General features: G+C 59.0%; 23 protein-coding genes and 1 pseudogene. 6 read left to right on the forward strand and 18 right to left on the reverse strand.

Going from position 1 to position 18,065, the window contains the following annotated elements; all coding sequences use genetic code 11:
• The first annotated feature begins 63 nt into the window (after positions 1 to 63).
• Complete coding sequence (locus FIU86_RS20705; RefSeq protein ID WP_152477318.1) at positions 64 to 933, forward strand: DUF305 domain-containing protein; 870 nt, start codon at positions 64 to 66, stop codon at positions 931 to 933.
• 1 nt (position 934) lies between these two features.
• Positions 935 to 1,699: a MauE/DoxX family redox-associated membrane protein gene (locus FIU86_RS20710; protein WP_057796881.1), complete on the forward strand. Its 765-nt coding sequence runs from the start codon at positions 935 to 937 to the stop codon at positions 1,697 to 1,699.
• 42 nt (positions 1,700 to 1,741) lie between these two features.
• Here the strand turns inward: FIU86_RS20710 and FIU86_RS20715 are convergent, their stop codons facing one another.
• From FIU86_RS20715 to FIU86_RS20735, 4 genes are all read right to left on the reverse strand, one after another.
• Positions 1,742 to 2,467, reverse strand: coding sequence for a copper-binding protein (locus FIU86_RS20715; protein WP_152477319.1), 726 nt, complete (start codon positions 2,465 to 2,467; stop codon positions 1,742 to 1,744).
• Positions 2,468 to 2,513: 46 nt separating this feature from the next.
• On the reverse strand, positions 2,514 to 3,872 hold the full coding sequence (locus FIU86_RS20720) for a multicopper oxidase family protein (RefSeq protein WP_152477320.1): 1,359 nt from the start codon (positions 3,870 to 3,872) through the stop codon (positions 2,514 to 2,516).
• 12 nt (positions 3,873 to 3,884) lie between these two features.
• Positions 3,885 to 5,345, reverse strand: a complete 1,461-nt coding sequence (locus tag FIU86_RS20725) for a TolC family protein (protein WP_057796934.1) — start codon at positions 5,343 to 5,345, stop codon at positions 3,885 to 3,887.
• Positions 5,346 to 5,649: 304 nt separating this feature from the next.
• Positions 5,650 to 6,012 carry a hypothetical protein gene (locus FIU86_RS20735; protein WP_152498344.1) on the reverse strand — a complete coding sequence of 121 codons (363 nt, stop codon included), beginning with the start codon at positions 6,010 to 6,012 and terminating at the stop codon, positions 5,650 to 5,652.
• Between the two features lie 141 nt (positions 6,013 to 6,153).
• On the opposite strand from FIU86_RS20735, the pseudogene FIU86_RS20740 reads away from it, so the two are divergent.
• Positions 6,154 to 6,426 (forward strand): annotated as a pseudogene (locus tag FIU86_RS20740) (glutaredoxin); the annotation flags it as partial.
• A gap of 103 nt (positions 6,427 to 6,529) precedes the next feature.
• Here the strand turns inward: FIU86_RS20740 and FIU86_RS20745 are convergent.
• The 14 genes from FIU86_RS20745 to FIU86_RS20810 form a co-directional block, all read right to left on the reverse strand.
• Positions 6,530 to 7,270: a cytochrome c biogenesis CcdA family protein gene (locus FIU86_RS20745; protein WP_057796932.1), complete on the reverse strand. Its 741-nt coding sequence runs from the start codon at positions 7,268 to 7,270 to the stop codon at positions 6,530 to 6,532.
• A complete protein-coding gene (locus tag FIU86_RS20750; RefSeq protein ID WP_057796931.1) occupies positions 7,267 to 7,758 on the reverse strand; it encodes a hypothetical protein in 492 nt (163 codons plus the stop codon). Before FIU86_RS20750 ends, FIU86_RS20745 begins: the two co-directional genes overlap by 4 nt.
• The gene (locus FIU86_RS20755; protein WP_057796930.1) at positions 7,755 to 8,453 is read right to left on the reverse strand and encodes an SCO family protein; all 699 of its coding nucleotides are present in this window, start codon (positions 8,451 to 8,453) and stop codon (positions 7,755 to 7,757) included. Before FIU86_RS20755 ends, FIU86_RS20750 begins: the two co-directional genes overlap by 4 nt.
• Positions 8,450 to 8,749: a hypothetical protein gene (locus tag FIU86_RS20760; protein WP_057796929.1), complete on the reverse strand. Its 300-nt coding sequence runs from the start codon at positions 8,747 to 8,749 to the stop codon at positions 8,450 to 8,452. Before FIU86_RS20760 ends, FIU86_RS20755 begins: the two co-directional genes overlap by 4 nt.
• Before the next feature lie 81 nt (positions 8,750 to 8,830).
• Complete coding sequence (locus tag FIU86_RS20765; protein ID WP_057796928.1) at positions 8,831 to 9,343, reverse strand: TlpA disulfide reductase family protein; 513 nt, start codon at positions 9,341 to 9,343, stop codon at positions 8,831 to 8,833.
• Positions 9,340 to 9,933: a DsbE family thiol:disulfide interchange protein gene (locus FIU86_RS20770; protein WP_057796927.1), complete on the reverse strand. Its 594-nt coding sequence runs from the start codon at positions 9,931 to 9,933 to the stop codon at positions 9,340 to 9,342. Before FIU86_RS20770 ends, FIU86_RS20765 begins: the two co-directional genes overlap by 4 nt.
• Positions 9,930 to 10,325, reverse strand: a complete 396-nt coding sequence (locus FIU86_RS20775) for a cytochrome c (RefSeq protein ID WP_236544612.1) — start codon at positions 10,323 to 10,325, stop codon at positions 9,930 to 9,932. The genes FIU86_RS20770 and FIU86_RS20775 overlap by 4 nt, the downstream gene beginning before the upstream one ends.
• Before the next feature lie 184 nt (positions 10,326 to 10,509).
• Positions 10,510 to 10,644 carry a hypothetical protein gene (locus tag FIU86_RS23065; protein ID WP_009503829.1) on the reverse strand — a complete coding sequence of 45 codons (135 nt, stop codon included), beginning with the start codon at positions 10,642 to 10,644 and terminating at the stop codon, positions 10,510 to 10,512.
• 66 nt (positions 10,645 to 10,710) lie between these two features.
• A complete protein-coding gene (locus FIU86_RS20780; protein WP_057796925.1) occupies positions 10,711 to 11,166 on the reverse strand; it encodes a DUF411 domain-containing protein in 456 nt (151 codons plus the stop codon).
• 37 nt (positions 11,167 to 11,203) lie between these two features.
• Complete coding sequence (locus FIU86_RS20785; RefSeq protein ID WP_152477321.1) at positions 11,204 to 12,643, reverse strand: multicopper oxidase family protein; 1,440 nt, start codon at positions 12,641 to 12,643, stop codon at positions 11,204 to 11,206.
• 647 nt (positions 12,644 to 13,290) lie between these two features.
• Positions 13,291 to 14,247, reverse strand: a complete 957-nt coding sequence (locus FIU86_RS20795) for a cation diffusion facilitator family transporter (RefSeq protein ID WP_057796924.1) — start codon at positions 14,245 to 14,247, stop codon at positions 13,291 to 13,293.
• On the reverse strand, positions 14,237 to 14,992 hold the full coding sequence (locus FIU86_RS20800; protein WP_057796937.1) for a transglutaminase family protein: 756 nt from the start codon (positions 14,990 to 14,992) through the stop codon (positions 14,237 to 14,239). Before FIU86_RS20800 ends, FIU86_RS20795 begins: the two co-directional genes overlap by 11 nt.
• Before the next feature lie 95 nt (positions 14,993 to 15,087).
• Entirely contained in the window at positions 15,088 to 15,666 is a 579-nt protein-coding gene (locus FIU86_RS20805) for a cation transporter (protein WP_057796923.1), read from the reverse strand.
• A gap of 103 nt (positions 15,667 to 15,769) precedes the next feature.
• A complete protein-coding gene (locus FIU86_RS20810; protein WP_013959865.1) occupies positions 15,770 to 16,198 on the reverse strand; it encodes a helix-turn-helix domain-containing protein in 429 nt (142 codons plus the stop codon).
• A gap of 171 nt (positions 16,199 to 16,369) precedes the next feature.
• On the opposite strand from FIU86_RS20810, the gene FIU86_RS20815 reads away from it, so the two are divergent.
• The 3 genes from FIU86_RS20815 to FIU86_RS20825 are packed head-to-tail and all read left to right on the forward strand — an operon-like array spanning position 16,370 to position 18,056.
• A complete protein-coding gene (locus FIU86_RS20815; protein WP_254704039.1) occupies positions 16,370 to 16,972 on the forward strand; it encodes an SCO family protein in 603 nt (200 codons plus the stop codon).
• Positions 16,973 to 16,977: 5 nt separating this feature from the next.
• Positions 16,978 to 17,400 (forward strand): disulfide bond formation protein B, encoded by a 423-nt coding sequence (locus FIU86_RS20820; RefSeq protein WP_057796921.1) that lies wholly within the window; start codon positions 16,978 to 16,980, stop codon positions 17,398 to 17,400.
• Entirely contained in the window at positions 17,397 to 18,056 is a 660-nt protein-coding gene (locus tag FIU86_RS20825; protein WP_057796920.1) for a thioredoxin domain-containing protein, read from the forward strand. The genes FIU86_RS20820 and FIU86_RS20825 overlap by 4 nt, the downstream gene beginning before the upstream one ends.
• Positions 18,057 to 18,065 lie beyond the last annotated feature (9 nt).

Below are 18,065 nucleotides of genomic sequence, written 5' to 3' on the forward strand. Positions count from 1 at the left end.
TCCAGCGCTGGATGGTTGTTGTTGCTATGTCCGCGACGACAGTGAAAGCAGAAGGAGTACAACATGTCATATTGGAGATTTGCAGCCATGATTGCGACCTCCACGGTTGTAATGTTCGGACTTATGTATTTGAATACTTACCTCATTTCCCACGTTTTCTGGTCCGAAACCCGGGCTTACATGGCACTGCTGATGGGCGCGACGATGGCGTTCATTATGCTGGCCTTCATGCTCTCGATGTATTCACGCAAGGCGATCAATACGGCGATTTTCGCGGGAGCTGCCATCGCTTTCGCCGGGTCGCTCTGGCTCGTGCGCAGCCAGGCGACGGTTGGCGATACCAGTTTCATGCGCGCGATGATCCCGCACCATTCGATCGCGATCATGACGTCGAGCAGGGCCAACATCTCCGATCCCCGGGTGCGCAAGCTGGCGGACGAGATTATCTATGCGCAGGACAAGGAAATCGCTGAAATGCGCTATCTCATCAACGAGATGGAGGCCTCGGGTGACGTATCCGAGCCTGAGAAACCCGTGAGCCCTCGCATCGTGAACCTCGACGAAGCCCTTTCTACCGCGAACATAGCCGTGCTCGATCCCGGTTTCCTGACCGAGGAGGAGATCGCTCAGCTTCTGCCCAATGGCGCGGCCTGCACCTTCAACTACACCACTGGCAGTCCGGCTTCTCTGGCACTTGGCGAAGTGAATGGTGAGGCCGTCGGGCTGGTCAAGCTGAGCGGCGACCTCGTGCGGATCGACCAAGGTGCGGCCGGGGAACTAGGCACCGAGGGTCTGGCGATCCTTCTCACCGCCGCCGAGGACGGAGCGGCGCTTGACTCGGTGGGCAGCAAGCCGGTCGAGGCGACGATGACGCTGGAGCTCGACGCCGGTCTCTACGCCGGCTACCGCGGCTTCTACAGCTGCGGGGGCTGACATGGACCAGCAGGCAACTCCGAGCACGGCGAAGCTCTATCGCATGGTGATGCCGGGTCATCTCTGTCCCTATGGCCTGAAGTCGAAGGATCTTCTTGAAAGGGAGGGGTATGAGGTCGAGGACCACCATCTCACCACCCGGGAGGACACCGATGCCTTCATGGAACAGCACAGCGTCGAGACCACGCCACAGACTTTCATCGACGGTGAGCGGATCGGTGGTTACGAGGCTTTGCGAGTGCACTTCGGCAACGACAATACGGAAGGCGACGAAACCAGTTATCGGCCAGTCATTGCGATCTTCTCGGTCGCGTTTTTCTTAGCGCTCGGCCTCAGCTGGGCAAGCTTCGGTAGCATCTTCACGCTGCGCGCGGCGGAATGGTTCATCGCCATTTCCATGTGCTTTCTCGCCGTGCAGAAGCTGCAGGATGTCGAGAGCTTCTCTACAATGTTCCTGAATTACGATCTACTGGCTCGCCGTTGGGTCCGATACGGCTACCTCTATCCATTTGGGGAAGCTTTCGCTGGTATCCTTATGGTTACTGGCGCTCTCACTTGGCTGTCGGCGCCGGTTGCGCTGTTCATTGGAACGGTGGGAGCTATAAGCGTTTTTAAGGCGGTCTATGTCGATAAACGCGAGCTTAAATGTGCCTGTGTGGGCGGTGACAGCAATGTGCCACTGGGTTTCATCTCTCTGACTGAAAACCTGATGATGATGCTCATGGGCATCTGGATGCCAATTAAAGTGTTCGCGCTCGGATGGTAGTAGTGTTCGGGTGGCAACCGCGCCACCCGAACATCTAAGTGATTATTTCATCTGCGTGACAGTAAGCTTTCCCTCAACCCGGTCGGCAACGAACTCGATTTCCTGACCCTCCGCCATCTTGGCCATCATTGCTTCGTCAGCGCGGAACACCATGGTCATCGCGGGCATATCAAGGTTGACGAGAGGGCCGTGAATGATTGTGACTTTGCCGGCCTCCGCGTCGATTTTCTTGATGGTCCCGCTCGTGTACTCCACGTCAGCCTGAGCTATCTGGTCACCGACCGCGACCTCACGGTGCATGCCGGCTTCGTAGTGGCCCGGGATCAGGCATGCTGCTTCGAACGTACCGGAATTCGCGAAAGTCCAGACAACCTCACCCGACGCGCCCGCATCGAGACGGATACGGTTCGGATCGTCGTGTTCCATGTCCATCTTGGCCATTTCGATCTTGTGCTCGGCATTGCGCTCGACCGTGTCGAGTACGAACTCATGCTCCAACTCACCCTTGTTGGTGATGTTGAAGCGAATGGTTTCGCCCTCCTTGATATCCATCGGCTCGCTCTCGATCAGCATCTGGCCCTCATCGTTTTCGAGCAAAGTGACGTCGATTGTGCGATCCACCTTGGCGGGGTCACCCGGCATGCCGACCATCATTTCTGTCTGTTCGGTAGGCTGGTTTTCATCATGTCCACCGCCGTGCGTGCCTGTAGCATAGGCCTGTGTGGAAAGCGCGATCGCGAGGCTTGTTGTCAGAAGAAGGTTTTTCATTTCATTTTCCTGTAGGTTGGTTTGGTTAGAGATGACGACGGGCTGCTCAGCCCTTCGAGGCTGGTTTCTGTGTGAGAATGGTCCTGGGGCTGTTGTTGGAGGCGAATTCAGGCAACTCGCCGGTCCATTCGTAGGCCATCTCGCCCGGGGGGTTCTCGTACCAGCCGGGATCGGAGTAATCGTCCGCGTCGATGCCGTCCCGCACCTTTACGACCGAAAACATGCCGCCCATCTCGATGGGGCCGTAAGGGCCCCAACCCGTCATCATCGGGATGGTATTGTCGGGCAGCGGCATTTCCATTTTCGCCATCTCGCCCATCCCGTTCGTGCCCATAGGCATGTATTCCGGCTGGAACTGACGGATCTTCTGCGTCAGCGGCTTCTTGTTGACCCCGATGAACGTCGGCACGTCATGGCCCATGGCGTTCATCGTGTGGTGTGACTTGTGACAGTGGATCGCCCAGTCACCCAGATGGTCCGCGACGAACTCATAGGCGCGCATCGCGCCCACGGGGATGTCGATGCTCACCTCTGGCCATTGCGCTTCAGGCGACACCCAGCCGCCATCCGTGCAGGTGACCTTAAAGTCATAGCCGTGCATGTGGATGGGATGGTTTGTCATCGTCAGGTTGCCGACGCGCACACGCACCCGGTCTCCCTTGTTGACTACCAGAGGATCGATGTCGGGGAAGATCCGGCTGTTCCAGGTCCACAAGTTGAAGTCGGTCATGGTCATGATGCGCGGCACGTAGGTGCCGGGATCAATGTCAAAGGCGTTGAGCATGATCAGGAAGTCACGATCCACCGGCATGAACGTTGGGTCCTTGGGATGGACCACGAACATGCCCATCATCCCCATCGCCATCTGCACCATTTCATCGCCATGCGGGTGATACATGAAGGTGCCGGATTTGATCAGGTCAAACTCGTAGACGTAGGTCTTGCCCGCCGGGATGCCGGGATGGCTCAGTCCGCTGACCCCGTCCATGCCGGAAGGCAGGATCATCCCGTGCCAATGAATCGTCGTCGCCTCGGGGAGCTTGTTGGTGACGTAGATGCGGACCCGGTCACCTTCGACCGCTTCGATCGTTGGACCCGTGGACTGGCCGTTATAGCCCCACAAATGCGCGATCATTCCATCAGCGAGTTCGCGCTCGACCGGTTCGGCGACGAGGTGGAATTCCTTCACCCCGTTGTTCATCCGGTGCGGCAGGGTCCACCCGTTCAGCGTGACCACAGGCGTGTAGTCCGGCCCAGAATTGGGACGCGCCGTGATCGCCGTTGCCGCACTGTCCATCTGCGCAGCCTCTGGCAACCCCATGTTCAGGGTTTGACCCCAGGCTTTTGAAGAGACCAGCGTTGCACCTGCGGCGCCGGCTCCGAGTAATTGACGTCTATTCAGCATGTCATATTCCTTTCAGTGTCCTGCGCCGCCACCGGCGGCAAGTGATACGCCCTCTCCATCGCCCATTCCGCCTGCGCCACCGCCGTATATGGCGGCAGTCAAGTTCGCCTGGGCCAAGTAGAAGTCACGCTTGGCATTGGCCGCCTCGAGCGAGGAACCAAGTTTTTCGCGCACATCCGTGAGCAATTCGAAGGTGTTGGTAATCATGCCGTTGTAGGACAGCAGGCCTTCTTCCTCGATGGTCTTGCGCAGCGGCACAAGAACGTCGCGGTAGTGACGCGCAATCTTGTAAGATGCGTGATAAGCGGTCTCAGCAGAACGTGCTTCGGACCGCACATTGACCGCGCGCTCAGCCAGAACATTTGCTGCCTGAAGATACATCAGCTCCGCTTTGCGCATCCGCGCCTTGCCGGTGTCATAAATCGGGATGGCGAACTCCAGCTCAATCTGCGGGGTAGTTTCAGTTTCAAGGTTACCGTCCTCTCTTTCCCGCTCTGCTTCGAAACCAGCGATGAGCTCGAGATCGGTCACAAGCCGCGTTTGATCGGTCAGCCCGAATGCAGCCGCCTGCGCTTCAAGCCCGAGTTTAGCGACCCGCAGGTCGAACCGGTTTCGAAGGGCTTTAGCTTCCAGGTTAGTGATTGGCCCAACCGACCTCGGGAGCGCTGGCAAAGCATCGGGCACGTAGTAATTCACTTCGGTGCCCCACAGCCCCATTAACCGCGTCAGATCTTCTTTGGCTTGGGTTGCATTCAGTCGGGCCTGTGCCAGCTGTCCAGCCAGCTCGGCATTGAACGCTTGTTCCCGCGCCTGACCGGCCTTGTTCAGCGCGCCGGTCTCGCCCAGCCGGGCCGCAAGTTCTGACCCGGCGTCGGAAGTGGCCTTGGCACGCTTGAGATACGTTACAGTTTCAAACGCAGCCACGGCGTTGATCCACGCCATTCGCGTCTGGTTGGCAAGCGCAAGCGTGTCATTCACCGCATTCATCTGTGCGGCCCGAAAATTCGCATCTGCCAGCAGAACACGTTGCTTCCGCGTTTGCGCGTCAAGGATGTTCGCTCGAAACAACCCTTCTATCGCCCGGTAAGCGCCCAATTCCGCAGCTCCGATGCCAAGCACTCCGATTGCAACGATCGGATTCTCCGGCGTTGATTCCTGCCAAGCCTCTGCAGCCGAAAGTCCGACATTGGCATAGGAGGCTTGCAGCCCCTTGTTGTTCAAGAGCGCGACCTGCACCGCCGTGTCTGCCGAGATCGTTCGTTGATGGACCATTGCGTGAACTTGTTTTTTCAATTCCGCGTTCTCGGCTTGGGTCTGCGCAAAAGCTGTTCTTTTGCCGATGGCCGCCGCGGTCTGGGTTGACACAATCGAAAACCCGGCTTTCTGGTCCGTGTAGGCATCTGGAACCGCCGTCGCGCATGCTGCCAGTGTCATTGGCAGACCAAGCGCAAGTAAAGGTCTCGTCAAAATCATCAGTTTGCCTCCGATTGCTCTTCGTTGACCTCGCGCCAGTCGCGCGGGCCAGTTGGGCCACGATACGTGTACCCGGCCAGGGGGTTTTTGTAGGACAAGGGGGATGAAACCGTACCATTGAACGTAGCCTCTTGGCTGGCAACGCTCGGAAGCGGCGTGGGCTCTGACGTGCACGCCCCAAGCACGAGCGCAGATGCGCCCAGAAGTATAGCAATTTTCATTAGTTTAGACCTGACTTATTGAGAAACTCGAGAACGCTTTGCAGGCGCACTCAGAAGATCCGCATACCGGATCGGCGGCTAAGTCAGACTCGTGGTGGGCGTTGTGGGCTGTCCGGTTCGAACGATACGATCAGGCGGTCGACAGCCACGTGACGCGCGCTTGGCTCGTCGCGCGACCGGATCACGTTTCTTTCATCGAGAACAACCGAAAAGCAGAAGCCGTTGCAGCATTGAATGCCGTCATGTTCGCCATCCGCGTTTGCAACGCGTTCGCTTTCCCCGCAATGAGTTGCAGCGGAATGGCCGTGACCACTATCGTTTAATTCAGACATCGTTTCGGCGCTATGATCTGTGCCAACCGGCTCGCCATGTCCGCCCATCTGAGCATGTAGAGCAGACGACGGAACTGTAGCCAAAGCAAGCACACAGATGATACCAAGCATCATCTGACGCAATCTTGAAATGGTGAGTGCGATCCTCATAGTAAGTTAAATGTATCATGGAAAGCATTCTGTCAACGTTTCCATCCTTTGAAAACTGTGGCCTGAGCCCCGACTCCCCTCCAACCATTTGGAGAATCCGCAGGTTACGGCAAGATCTATCGCTTCGGAGAGGCCTTCGCGGGTATCCTCATGGTCGCCGGAGCGCTCACCTGGCTTTCGGCACCCCTGGCCTTGTTCATCGGCACCGTAGGTGCGGTATCGGTCTTCAAGGCGGTCTACATCGACAAGCGCGAGTTGAAATGCGCCTGCGTCGGCGGTGACAGCAACGTGCCGCTGGGGTTCGTCTCGCTCACCGAAAACGTCATGATGGTGGTGATGGGGATCTGGATGCCGATCCGGGTCTACCTGATCGGCTGACGGCCCCGCGACCTCTACAGGGGCGCGGCGTGTACGACCTATTTGAGTGGTGGAGATGATCCCCACTTACCAACCATCACGCCAAGAGCTGGTTCGAGGTTCGTCAGCCGATTGTCGCGAGAAAAGGAAACGTCCCCAGCAGCCAATAGGCAAACCGTGACAATTGCCCGGTCATGATGGCAACTCCCATGATGATCATGGCAATACCCGCGCCCTTGTAGAGCCAGCGGCCGGCCTTGCCGATCTGCCTAACCCGCGCGGCGATGGCGTCGGTGAAGAGCGCCGCCAGCAGGAAGGGCACCCCTAGACCAGCGGAATAGATCGACAGCAGCCAGATGCCGTCCGACATGCCGCCGGAGGTCGAACTGAGTGTCAGGATCGCGCCGAGGATCGGTCCGATGCAAGGTGTCCAGCCAAAGGCGAAGGCCAGTCCCAGCACGTAGGCCCCGAGCGGGCGACCGCCGGGAATGTCGAGATTGAAACGGGTATCGCGCGAGAACGCATTGAGACGAAAGACACCCAGCATGACCAGTCCGAACAGAATGATGATCGCGCCGCCGAGATAGTTCAGTTCGGTGCGCCATGTCAGCAGCAGGGATCCAAGCGCACTGGCCCCAGCCCCGAGTGCGACGAAGACTGTCGAAAAGCCCAAGACAAAGCAGGCGCTCAACCCGAGCGCCCCGGCGCGCGCCCGCAGGCCGACCGAACGCGTCGTGCGCAAATCCGGCTGGCCCGCAATATAGGAGACATAGCCCGGCACCAGCGGCAGGACGCAGGGCGACAGGAACGAAATGGCCCCCGCCAGAAAGGCCGCGAAAATGCCGATGCCGGAGATATCCGTCATTTTTCACGATCGGCGTTGAAGGGCCGCAAGGCCCACCAGAACGCGGTCAGCGGGATCACGATCCATTGCAGCACAGGTGACAGGCCCGCATCAAGGATCGGAATGATCGGCATCAGGTCCGAATAGGCCCAGGCCGCGCGGATCACGATGTTGAGCCATTCACTGAACAGCGTGTATCCCAGCCCGAATACCACCGTAAGGACAGTCACAGACCGCCGCGTGGAGGCAACCAGGGGCCAGCCCCGACCCGACAGCATGAGCGCAAGCATCAGCGTGCTCATGGCGATCAGGATATCGCCACCCGTGCAATGGACGGCTGCGAAGACAATCTCCCCCCAAGTGCCCTCTTTCCAGATCGTGTAGAGCGGCATATGTGCGAACTCCCAGATCAGATTGGCCGGGATTATTACCGAAAAATACCGACGCAGAGCTGTCAGGGAGATTCCGTCTGTCGAGGACAGCCTGACGCCAGTCGCGACGACACTCATTGAAACACACCTGTCAGCTGGTCCCACCAGCTGGGCTCCCGGCGTCGATGTTGGTCGTTGTTGATCAACTCGCTGACGTAGAGGATCAGGTTCACGTTCTTGAAGTCCATGCCATGGAATTTTGCGGCGAACCGTCCGCCGATGTCCACGACATGGGTGACCGCTCCGTGCATCATCATGTCGCTGTCGGCAGTCATCGTGAACTCCATCCCATATTCCCGCGCGAGAAGGCGCGTTACGTCATCAGATTGATGAGGCTGCTTGGTCAAAATGACCCAGTTGCTCGTGTCGAGTCCATGCCGATCCGCGTAATCGCGCAGCAGGTCCGGCGTGTCATTCACCGGATCGGTCGTGATCGAGATGAACTGTACCAAATCTTTCATCGGCCCGTCGTTGATCGAGGCCTGAATGGCCCCGATCTTTTGGGAGTGGAGCGGGCAGATATCCGGGCAATTGGCGTAGATGAAGTGCAGGATGACCACCTTGTCGCCGAAGTCTGACAAGCGCACAGTATTCCCCTCGGAATCCCGCAACTCGAAATCCGAAGCCTGCGCTGCATCGATGGCTTGGAAGTAGGGTTCCATCTCGAACATACGTGCATCCAGGTTTTCACCCGGATGATTGGCGAAGGCCGGAGACGAAATCGTGGTCGCAAGTATCGCCAAGGCTGCGCGACGGGTCAGAAAACTGTTCAAGTGTCGCCTCTTTCAGTTTGAATGGGATTGGCTGTTTTCGCATCCTTACATTGTCCGCCGGACCCGCCCTTCATGCACAAACCGAGACCGCACATCGCAGCGCAGGGGGCCAGCGAGACCAGAACAGGCGCGAGCCCGATCGCGGTGAGCCATCCCCAGTTCAGCGCCATGCCACCCCCCATGACCGTTGCCGCACCGACGAAAAGCAATCGCCTGCGCGCCAACCACGGGGGCCTGTTGCCAGCACTGGAAATGCCTGAAGTGGCTGCGTCGCTGGACGGTATTACGTCGGTCATCCGAAAAATCCTTTCGATGTTGGTGAGATAGTCATTCCGGCAACTGGAAGGTCAAGGGTGAGGGAACGTCTTCTGGGGAACTCATTCGATAAATCCGCGCAGAAAGGACACCATTTCGGGGTCGTCCCATTCGGCTGGTCCGACCAGTCGCCCGAGCTCCCGCCCCTGCGCGTCGATCAGGATCGTCGTCGGCAGGCCAACGGTGCGCAGCGCGGTCATCGAAAGCATGGTCTGGTCGACATACATATTGAGATTGGTGACACCGATCTCGTCGTAGAAACGCCGAACGATTTGTGATCCGGCCCGGTCGATGGAAAGGGCAACCACTTCGAAGTCGTCGCCGCCAAGTTCCGCCTGAAGCGCATCCAGCGTCGGCATCTCTTCGCGGCAGGGGACGCACCAGGTTGCCCAGACGTTCACGAGGATCACCTTGCCGCGAAAGTCCTCCATGTCCCCACGGCTGCCGTCTTCTTTCTCGTAGCGCACATTGGCGACGGGCTGCGGGGTATCGTGCAGGGCGAACCCCTGCGGTCCGGCAAACGCCGTGCCGACGGACAGTGCCCAAGCGATCAGCGCCGGTTTCAGATGTTTCATGGCGTTGTCTCCTTGGCGGATTGGGTGTTCAGATCACGGACGATCGGCAATAGGGTTTCTTCCAGGATTGACCGCGTAATCGGACCGACATGGCGGTAGGCGATGGTGCCATCGGCGATGACGTAGGTTTCGGGCACGCCATAAACGCCCCATTCGATGCCAGCACGTCCGTTGATATCGGCCCCGATGCGCGCGTAGGGATCGCCCAATTCGTCGAGCCAGGCGCGCGCCTGATCGGGCGGGTCCTTGTAGTTGATTCCGTAGAGCGGCACCTCACCGGTTGCGTTCAACTCCATGAACAGCGGATGTTCGGCACGGCAGGGCACACACCACGAGGCAAAGGCGTTCACCAGTGACACGTGTCCGATCAGGTCCTGCGTCGAAAGACCTTCCTCGCGGCCGAGCACCGGGGGCAGCGCGAAGTCGGGCACGGGATTGCCGAGAAGTGCCGACGGCAAGTCGTCGCCACCCCTGAAAAGCCCCCAACCGAACAGGACCATGAGGGCAAAAGCTATCAGCGGCACCAGCACGAACCCGGAGATACTGCGTCGCGACACAGGGTCGGCATTTCCCTCGACCTCTTCCGTCATGGCTGCGCCTGCTCATCGGCAAGGGATCGGCTTTCCTGCGACGCGCGGATCCGGTTGGGCCATGTGCTCTTGATGTAGTCAATGATCGCCGTGATCTCATCGTCTGTCAGCACATCCTCATATCCGGGCATGTCGCTTTCGTACCCGTTCCCGACAATCGCCGCCGGTCCGCGTTTCACGATGTCGAGCAATACGCGGTCGGGGTGATGCCAGGTATGGCCGGAGGCGTCGTGCGGCGGGGCAGGCAACCTGCCGTTCGGCAATCGTGTGCGCCAATCTGATTGCCCCTCCAGGTTTGCCCCATGGCAACTGGCACAATTTTCTTGATAGAGGCGCTCACCCATGCGCACGTCGCTCTGCGCCGCAACGGGCAAAACTGTTGTGGCGAGCAGGACAGCCGAGAGCCTAATCGTGTTTTTCACTAAGTTTCCGCCTTCTTATTGCGAGCCACCTACAGAGAATGAAAAGTGCCGCGAGCAACGACAGGACAAGTAGGACGCAAAGCGCCCAGGCCAATCCCATCGACAACAGGCTGTCGCCGCTGCTGGCACCCTCAGTCCGCATTCTGGCACATTTCTATTTCCCGCTGTCCGAGCGGATGTATTTGACCAAGGCGATCGCCGCGAGCACCAGCACACCCACGATCAGCAACCAGACGAGGCCCATCGCAATCATCATGCCGCCGCCCATCATTCCACCGTCCATCATCATGCATTCCATCCTTTGCTTTCCCTTGAAGCCGGTCTGACACGGGTTCGCACTAGACCGCGCGATTGATCATTCGACCGCATATACGGTCGGGCTCACACCTTCCTCGACGGTGTAAATCTTGAAGGGCTCCTGTTTCGCGCCGCCCATACCCGGCGACCCCAATGGCATGTTGGGAAGAGTCACACCGGCAATTTCCGGGCGCTCTTCCAGCAGCCTGTTGACGACATTGATCGGCACGTGGCCGCTGACAACGTATTCGTCCAAAGAGGCTGCATGGCAGCCTTGGAAGTCATCCGGGATGCCCGCATCGCGGCTAATCTGCGCCAGATCGTGGGTCGGCTTCACCTCCACCGTGAAACCGTTCTCGCGCAGATAGTCCGCGTAACTCTCGCAACATCCGCATTGTGGGTTCTTGTAGAGCGTGACCTCCTGCGCCGCGGCAGGCGCGGCATTCAGGCTCATCGCAAGGACGGCGACGGTACCTGCCGTGCCGAGGCTGGCAAATCCAAGTATCTTCTTCATCGGTTCATTCATTTTCATGGTTCTAAGTGTGTGAGTTTCAGGTTTTGATCGTGCCGGGTTCGACACGGATGACGCCCATCATGCCCGCCGCCTGGTGTTCCAGAATGTGGCAATGGAACATCCAGTCACCGGGATTGTCCGCGGCGAAGGCGATCTCGACCCGTTCTTCGGGTGCCATCAGGACGGTGTCCTGCCATTCGCGATACCGAGTCGGTTGTCCGTTGCGGGCGATCACACGGAACGAATGCCCATGAAAATGGATCGGATGGTGCCAGGCGGTGCGATTATCCATCTCGAACATGTGCGACGTGCCCTGCGGCAGGACCAGCAAGGGGTCCATCATATGACCCGTCGCGGCTTCTCCATTGATGAACCACATGTTGCCCTCGCGCATCTGGTCCATCATCGACCCCATGCCGCCGCCCATCATCATCTGCCCCATCATTCCGCCGTTGAAGACGATCCGGTGCCGCGTGGCCGCTTGCATATCGGGTTCGGCCAGCGGGTTGGGCGGCAGCTCCATCGACCAATCCGGCACCGTGTCCCGCAGCCTGTCCGGCGCGTAGGCAAGATCGACCAGACGGTATTCAAGTCCCTCGTAGAAGGCATCGATGACGGTCACGGCATCTCCGGGCTTGCCGGTCAAGTCGATGACCAGATCGACACGCATCGCCGGGCCGATCACCACGACCCCGCCGTCAGGGGCATGGGGCGTCACGGGTTGACCGTCCAGCGCGACCACGACGGGGGCAAGACCCCCGAAATCCAGCCCGAATATCCGCGCGTTCGCCGCGTTGACTAGCCGCAAGCGGATGCGCTCACCGGATTGCACCGAGATGCGTTCGGGGATCTGACCGTTGATGGTCACGGAATTGCCAATACGACCGCCGTGCATCGCGTCATGGCGGTTGCCGAAGTCATCCGCAATCTGTCCGTCCCGGGTCATGCGCCAGTCGTCCAACATCCAGGTCATGTCGCGATCGACGCGGATCGGGTCCGCCTCCTCGACGATCAGCGGCCCGTAAAGCCCGCGTCCGACCTGTTCCGAACTGCGCTGGTGCGGGTGATACCAGAACGTGCCCGCATCCAGCGCATCGAATTCGTACAGGAATTCGCCATCGAAGGGGATCGGGTCCTGCGTGAGGAACGGCACCCCGTCCATCGCATTGGGCGTGCGGATGCCATGCCAGTGGATTGTGGTCCCTTCATCCAACCCATTTTGAGCCACAACTCGCACGCGGTCGCCCTGCCGGACCCTGATTTCAGGACCGGGGACGGATCCGTCATAGCTCCAGACATTAGTCGGGCCGTATGGTGACGGGCGCAGGGCGGCCTGTCCGGATGCCGCGCGTAGGACAAATGGGTCCCCAGTTGGATCGGCCATCGCCATTCGTGCAGGTGACAGAGCGGATAGGGCTGTGAATGCGGCACCTGTGCGAAGCACGTGCCTTCGTGAAATCGGTCTGTGGAGGATCATCGCAACTGCCTTGATTTGAAAGGGTCGCACTCAGCCAGCTTCGGCCAAGGCAAGAATCAGGCCTCGCAGCAGGCGAGGCCGGTTTCAGGTTCAGACAGGCAGTTTGGGAGGGAATGGATCAAGCGACGGATTCGTGCCGAGTGAGATCAGAGGTTCGGCACCCCGGACGGCAGTACCAAAAGGCCTCGTGAGCCGCGCTGACGGCATCTTGGCAAGGAGGCCAGAAGTACCGCTGGAGCCGCAAGGAACAGGACACCCACCTTCACAGGCAGTGCCCTCAGCAAATCCGGTGGGATCGCACCCGCCGCAACGGCCATCCGCGCTTTCGGTGGGTTCCATCTGCGCCATAGCCGTGATTGACATACTGGCCGACGACATATCCGGCGCAGTCACTGCACCGAAGGTCAGCATGAGAATCAAAACAAGGCGAAAAACGCAGGTCATACAGTTACTGCTACAACCTTCCAGCAAGGGGAGGTCAAGTGACATTCTGTAACTTGGACGTGATACCCCTGTAGTGTATCCGCCTCAGACCTTCGCTACTGCCCTTCGCAGCCAGTTGCTCATGCAAAGGTTCATCAGTCCACTTGACGTTGGTCGACGTCAACTTGCCGTCGCAAATGAGGAAATGATATCCTCATGCTCGGTCAGCTTTTTTCGTGAGTATGAGTTTCCTCCCCATCTCTCGAATTACCGTGACCATAGAGATCGGCGTTCTGATGAGCGCGATCCTCGTGCTCGAATTCGAGGCTGGAATGGCTGATGCCGAATTCTCCCTTCAGCCGCTTCTTGATCGCGCTCTTGATCTCTTCAATCTTCGACCACCCCTCGGCTGCCACGACGACATGGCAGTCGAGCGCAGCCTCGTGCTCTTGCATTTGCCAGAGATGGACGTGGTGGACGTCGGCGACGCCTTCGACTTTCCGCATCGCTTCGACGACGGCCTCGTTGTCGATGTCCGGCGGGCTCCCGAGCATCAGGGTTCGGATTGGGCCGCCTATTTCAGTGAAAGACAGATACAGGATGTAGATGGCGATGCCGATGGTGATGGCAGGATCGACCCAACGCATGTCGTAAAGGATGATCAGCGACCCAGCGACGATAACCGCGACCGAAGCAAGCGCGTCCGACAGGTTATGCAGGAAAAGCGCGCGGATGTTCACGCTGCCCTTCTGCATCGAATAGGTCAGCATTGCGGTCAGCGTGTCGACCACAAGCGCAATTCCACCGAGAATGACGACGGTCCAACCCATGACTTCGGGTGGATCAATCATGCGCATGCCACCTTCGTAGATCAGGTAGAAGCCGATCAAAATCAGGGTGGTGTAGTTAACCAGGGCTGCGACGATTTCGACCCGACCATAGCCGAAGGTCATGCGCTCATCGGCTGGGCGGCGCGCGATCTTGCGTGCGGCGAAGGCAATGACAAGCGAGGCCATATCGGAAAAGTTGTGCAGCGCATCGGCGATCAGTGCCAGGCTGCCCGACAATATGCCCCCGACGATTTGCGCAACGGTAAGAAGCCCGTTCGCCCAGATCGCGATGGCAACCCGCCGATCGCCAGAATCCGGATCGATATGCGCGTGCCCGTGGTCATGTGGCATTGGCAGGCTCCTCATGCGCGTGTGTCGCGCGTCGGTCAGTCTTGAGGCGGTCGCTGCGGAAACCACGAACGCGCGCATTCATCCAGTGGCGTATGATATGACGGTAAAGGGCACCACGCAGCCATCCAAAGGATTGCTCATGGGACAAATAGAAGGCGTCCGGCGTATCAAACACGCCGAAATCCTGCACGATGCCGGTTTTCTGAATGTAGGTATCTTCTCCGTTCCAGGCGACGGGAGGCGCGCCAAGGCAATCCGTGCCCGCGCCATAACCGCAGAGACTGTCCGTGTCCGAGAAAGACGTTTGCAGGACTTTGAGGAAAGCGTCATCCAGGATGAAGCCTTCAAGGTTGATCCAGGCACCTTGAAATTCGATCTCGACCCATGAGTGGAGAATTTCCTGCGGAGCAAGCGGATACACCAGCTCAGGGACAACACCGCGCTGCAAGCCTTTGTGGATCGTAAACCCATGCAACCGGCAACGAATGCCGACACCACGCAGCAGCGCCATCAAGAGCGTGCCTTTGGTATTGCACTGCCCGTAGCCGTCGGAAAGCACTTCGAATGCGGGGATGTCGTCAGCACGATTGTATCCGAACGCGATTTCATTCCGAACGAAATCATGGGCAGCTCCGATCCGATCGTATTCGGATAAGCCGCGCCAGCTGCGGTTCTCAATTAGATGCGCAAGAGGCGCGGCATCAAAATCCAGTAGTTTGGTGGGTACAAGTAGGGGGTCGGTCATCTGCAACGGGTCGCTCCTCGAATCGTCTTGGAACAAGACTAATTGCTATAGTCACTATAGCTTCAACCCTTTCTTTCAGAAAGAATCTCCCGCAACTATTTGTCCGTGTGAACCGCTTTGTAGTGTTCGCCGTGTGCGTCGCGCAGGATGTCGATACCGCCCCAGGCCGCGATCCCGGCGACGATCACACCGACGACAAGGTCCGGCCAGTTGGTTCCTAGCCAGGCGACGAGGCCACCGGCCACGACGATCCCGAGGTTCGCGGCGAAATCGTTGTAACTGAAGGTGTTGGCCGCGCGGATGTTGACGTCCGGATTTTTGAGCTTAGCGAGCAGCCAAACGCAGACTGCGTTGATAGCCGCCGCGATCAGGGCCATTGCAATCATGATCGTCCCGAGCGGATCTGACCCACCGATGTAGCGGCGCCACGCATCGTAGAAGATGCCTGCAGCGAACAGGATCAGCAGCCCGCCGGAAACGTTCGCCGCCCCGCGTTTCCATTTGGCGGATCGGGACAAAGCGAAAAGGCTGATCGCGTAGACGAAGCTGTCGGAGAGGTTATCGAGCCCGTTGGCGATCAGGGCACTTGAGTCGCCGAAGGCGCCTGTTGCGAAAAAGGCCACGGCCAAACCGATATTGAGCGCCAGAACGATCCAAAGCGTCCGTCTCTCCATTAAATCTTGTCTAGCGGCCATTTTGTGGTTCCAGCTTGTGTTGTACGACACATTAACTTCTGCGGCTGATCTGCGTTCCAGCCGGAATGTTGGCTGAACTCCTTCAGGCCCCGATTTCCTCGTGTTCGGTCAAGCATTCCGAATGGTCCCGCAACACCTCAAGCACCTTGCAATCTCCCGTCCGCCCGCCGCTGCATTCGTGAACCATGCGTTTCAGTTCCGTGCGCAGCGCCTTCAGGCGGGCCATGCGCTGCTCCACCTGTTTGAGCTGGCGACGCGCGATGGCATCAGCCTCATCACAGGGCCGGTTGGGATGGTCGCTGAGGTCGAGCAGCTCGCGGATCGCATCAAGCGAGAAACCGAGTTGTCGCGAGTGGCGGATGAAGGACAGTCGATCAAGCTGTGCATTGTCGTAGCGCCTCTGTCCGCCTTCGGTCCTGCCAGGTTCGGGCATGAGTCCGATCTGTTCGTAGTACCGGATGGTCTGCACTTTTGTGCCAGTCTTCTTTGACAGAGTACCGATCGTGAGCATTTTCGCCTCCATGAAAAAGATACAGTTTGTGTAGGTTTTGCCGTCGGAATAAACAAGTGTCGGATTCACAGACGCGTGAGTTCAAGCTATACCATGATTTCGTGCTTGAACCTCTAGCGGCTAGAGGATGTATCCGCACAGGCAATAAGAATAAAAATCAGGCGAACAGGATTGTCCCTTACATCGGCACAGAAGTTTCTTTGGGTTTTGGCAGGCGTGGCAGCGCTTGCCTTCGTATGGCTTTTGCTTTGGTCCGATTATCGTGCCGATAGCGCCCGAAATGACGCCGAGCCGCCTTTTTTCGCTGAGTTCGAACTGACGGACCACCAGGGTATGGTTCAAACCGAGGAGGACTTTGCGGGGCGCTGGATGCTGGTTTTTTTCGGCTTTACCAACTGCCCCGACGTCTGCCCGACGACCCTATCTGAGGTCGCGGCGGTGATGGACGGTCTGGGCGACGATGCCGCCAAGGTCCAGCCGATTTTCATAACAATCGACCCTGAACGAGACACGCCCCCAGCACTCGCCGAATACGTCCCGCTGTTCGATGCGGGCATCATCGGGCTGACGGGCACGCCGGAACAGATCGCCGCGACGTCCGAGACGTTTCCAATCTTCTTTGAGCGCGTCGAAGAGGCCGCAGCGCCGGATGGTTACACGATGGGCCACACGTCGCATCTGTTCCTCTTCGACCCCGAGGCAGGCTTCGCCGACTCGTGGCCCTACGGCACCTCCGCCGAAGAGATCCTCGTCGACCTGGAAGAGAGGATCTGACCGAAATGAACCGTATCTCCGGAGAAACAGCCCTCGGGCTGGCGTGGATCATCGCGCTCGTCGCCTCGCTTGCCGTGCTTTTCATCGGCGAGGTGCTGGGGCAGACGCCCTGTGTGCTGTGCTGGTTCCAGCGCGCCTTCATGTTCCCCTTGGCCATTGTCCTCGGGCTCGGCCTTTGGTGGCGGGACGGCCGCGTGGGGCGCTACGGCATCGCATTGGCGCTTGGCGGCGGCGCAATCGCCCTCTGGCACATGGGGCTGTACGTCGGTCTTGTTCCCGAACGCATCCAGCCCTGCACGGCCACCGGCCCCTCTTGCACCGATGACAACCAACTGGTCTTCGGCATCCCGATCCCGCTGATGGCGCTCGCCACCTTCGCGCTGATCGGGGCGCTGTCGGCCCTTTCATTGAAGGACACACGAACATGAACCGACGCGGCCTGATCCTGTCCGTTCTCGCTGTCGGCGTCGCCGGTTTCGGCGGAGCCACCTGGTTTGCAACCCGCCCCGGCCCGGTGGCCGAAGCGGAGCCCGTTGCTCCGGAACTTGCGGACGCGGTGATCCGCCCCTACTCGCCCATCCTCGGGCCTGCGGATGCGCCCGTCACGATCGTCGAATTCTTCGATCCGGCCTGCGAGGCCTGTCGCGCCTTTCATCCCATCGTGAAGGACATCATGGCCGAGCATGGGGATGCTGTCCGCGTCGTGATCCGCTACACGCCCTTCCACGGCGCGGCATCCGAGGAAGCCATCCGTGTGCTCGAGGCGGCGCGCATGCAGGACGTTTACGAGCCGGTGCTTGAGGCCGTTCTGCGGGAGCAGCCGAGATGGGCGTCGCACGGTGCCCCGGAACCCGGCCTGATCCTTCAGATCGCCGCCACGGCCGGGCTCGATGCAGACGCCGCGCGCACGCAAATGCTGGCACCGGATGTCGTAGCAATTCTGAACCAGGATCGTGCCGACGTCGAGACCGTGGGAATTCGCCAGACGCCCACATTCTTCGTGAACGGCACGCCGCTCGATCCATTCGGAGAGGCAGAATTGCGTCGCCTAGTGGCCGCCGAAGTCGCTGCCGCGCAAAGCTGAATGGAAAGG

The organism is Roseovarius sp. THAF9 (assembly GCF_009363715.1).
Taxonomy (GTDB): domain Bacteria; phylum Pseudomonadota; class Alphaproteobacteria; order Rhodobacterales; family Rhodobacteraceae; genus Roseovarius.

Coding starts and splice junctions, on each gene's coding strand:
- FIU86_RS20805 (WP_057796923.1), bottom strand. CDS start 15,666: ATGGAGAGACGGACGCTTTGGATCGTTCTGGCGCTCAATATCGGTTTG.
- FIU86_RS20750 (WP_057796931.1), bottom strand. CDS start 7,758: ATGAGTGTCGTCGCGACTGGCGTCAGGCTGTCCTCGACAGACGGAATC.
- FIU86_RS20715 (WP_152477319.1), bottom strand. CDS start 2,467: ATGAAAAACCTTCTTCTGACAACAAGCCTCGCGATCGCGCTTTCCACA.
- FIU86_RS20735 (WP_152498344.1), bottom strand. CDS start 6,012: ATGATGCTTGGTATCATCTGTGTGCTTGCTTTGGCTACAGTTCCGTCG.
- FIU86_RS20800 (WP_057796937.1), bottom strand. CDS start 14,992: ATGACCGACCCCCTACTTGTACCCACCAAACTACTGGATTTTGATGCC.
- FIU86_RS20760 (WP_057796929.1), bottom strand. CDS start 8,749: ATGACCGACGTAATACCGTCCAGCGACGCAGCCACTTCAGGCATTTCC.
- FIU86_RS20795 (WP_057796924.1), bottom strand. CDS start 14,247: ATGCCACATGACCACGGGCACGCGCATATCGATCCGGATTCTGGCGAT.
- FIU86_RS20705 (WP_152477318.1), top strand. CDS start 64: ATGTCATATTGGAGATTTGCAGCCATGATTGCGACCTCCACGGTTGTA.
- FIU86_RS20725 (WP_057796934.1), bottom strand. CDS start 5,345: ATGATTTTGACGAGACCTTTACTTGCGCTTGGTCTGCCAATGACACTG.
- FIU86_RS23065 (WP_009503829.1), bottom strand. CDS start 10,644: ATGATGATGGACGGTGGAATGATGGGCGGCGGCATGATGATTGCGATG.
- FIU86_RS20745 (WP_057796932.1), bottom strand. CDS start 7,270: ATGACGGATATCTCCGGCATCGGCATTTTCGCGGCCTTTCTGGCGGGG.
- FIU86_RS20785 (WP_152477321.1), bottom strand. CDS start 12,643: ATGATCCTCCACAGACCGATTTCACGAAGGCACGTGCTTCGCACAGGT.
- FIU86_RS20765 (WP_057796928.1), bottom strand. CDS start 9,343: ATGAAACATCTGAAACCGGCGCTGATCGCTTGGGCACTGTCCGTCGGC.
- FIU86_RS20780 (WP_057796925.1), bottom strand. CDS start 11,166: ATGAAGAAGATACTTGGATTTGCCAGCCTCGGCACGGCAGGTACCGTC.
- FIU86_RS20820 (WP_057796921.1), top strand. CDS start 16,978: ATGAACCGTATCTCCGGAGAAACAGCCCTCGGGCTGGCGTGGATCATC.
- FIU86_RS20810 (WP_013959865.1), bottom strand. CDS start 16,198: ATGCTCACGATCGGTACTCTGTCAAAGAAGACTGGCACAAAAGTGCAG.
- FIU86_RS20825 (WP_057796920.1), top strand. CDS start 17,397: ATGAACCGACGCGGCCTGATCCTGTCCGTTCTCGCTGTCGGCGTCGCC.
- FIU86_RS20770 (WP_057796927.1), bottom strand. CDS start 9,933: ATGACGGAAGAGGTCGAGGGAAATGCCGACCCTGTGTCGCGACGCAGT.
- FIU86_RS20720 (WP_152477320.1), bottom strand. CDS start 3,872: ATGCTGAATAGACGTCAATTACTCGGAGCCGGCGCCGCAGGTGCAACG.
- FIU86_RS20710 (WP_057796881.1), top strand. CDS start 935: ATGGACCAGCAGGCAACTCCGAGCACGGCGAAGCTCTATCGCATGGTG.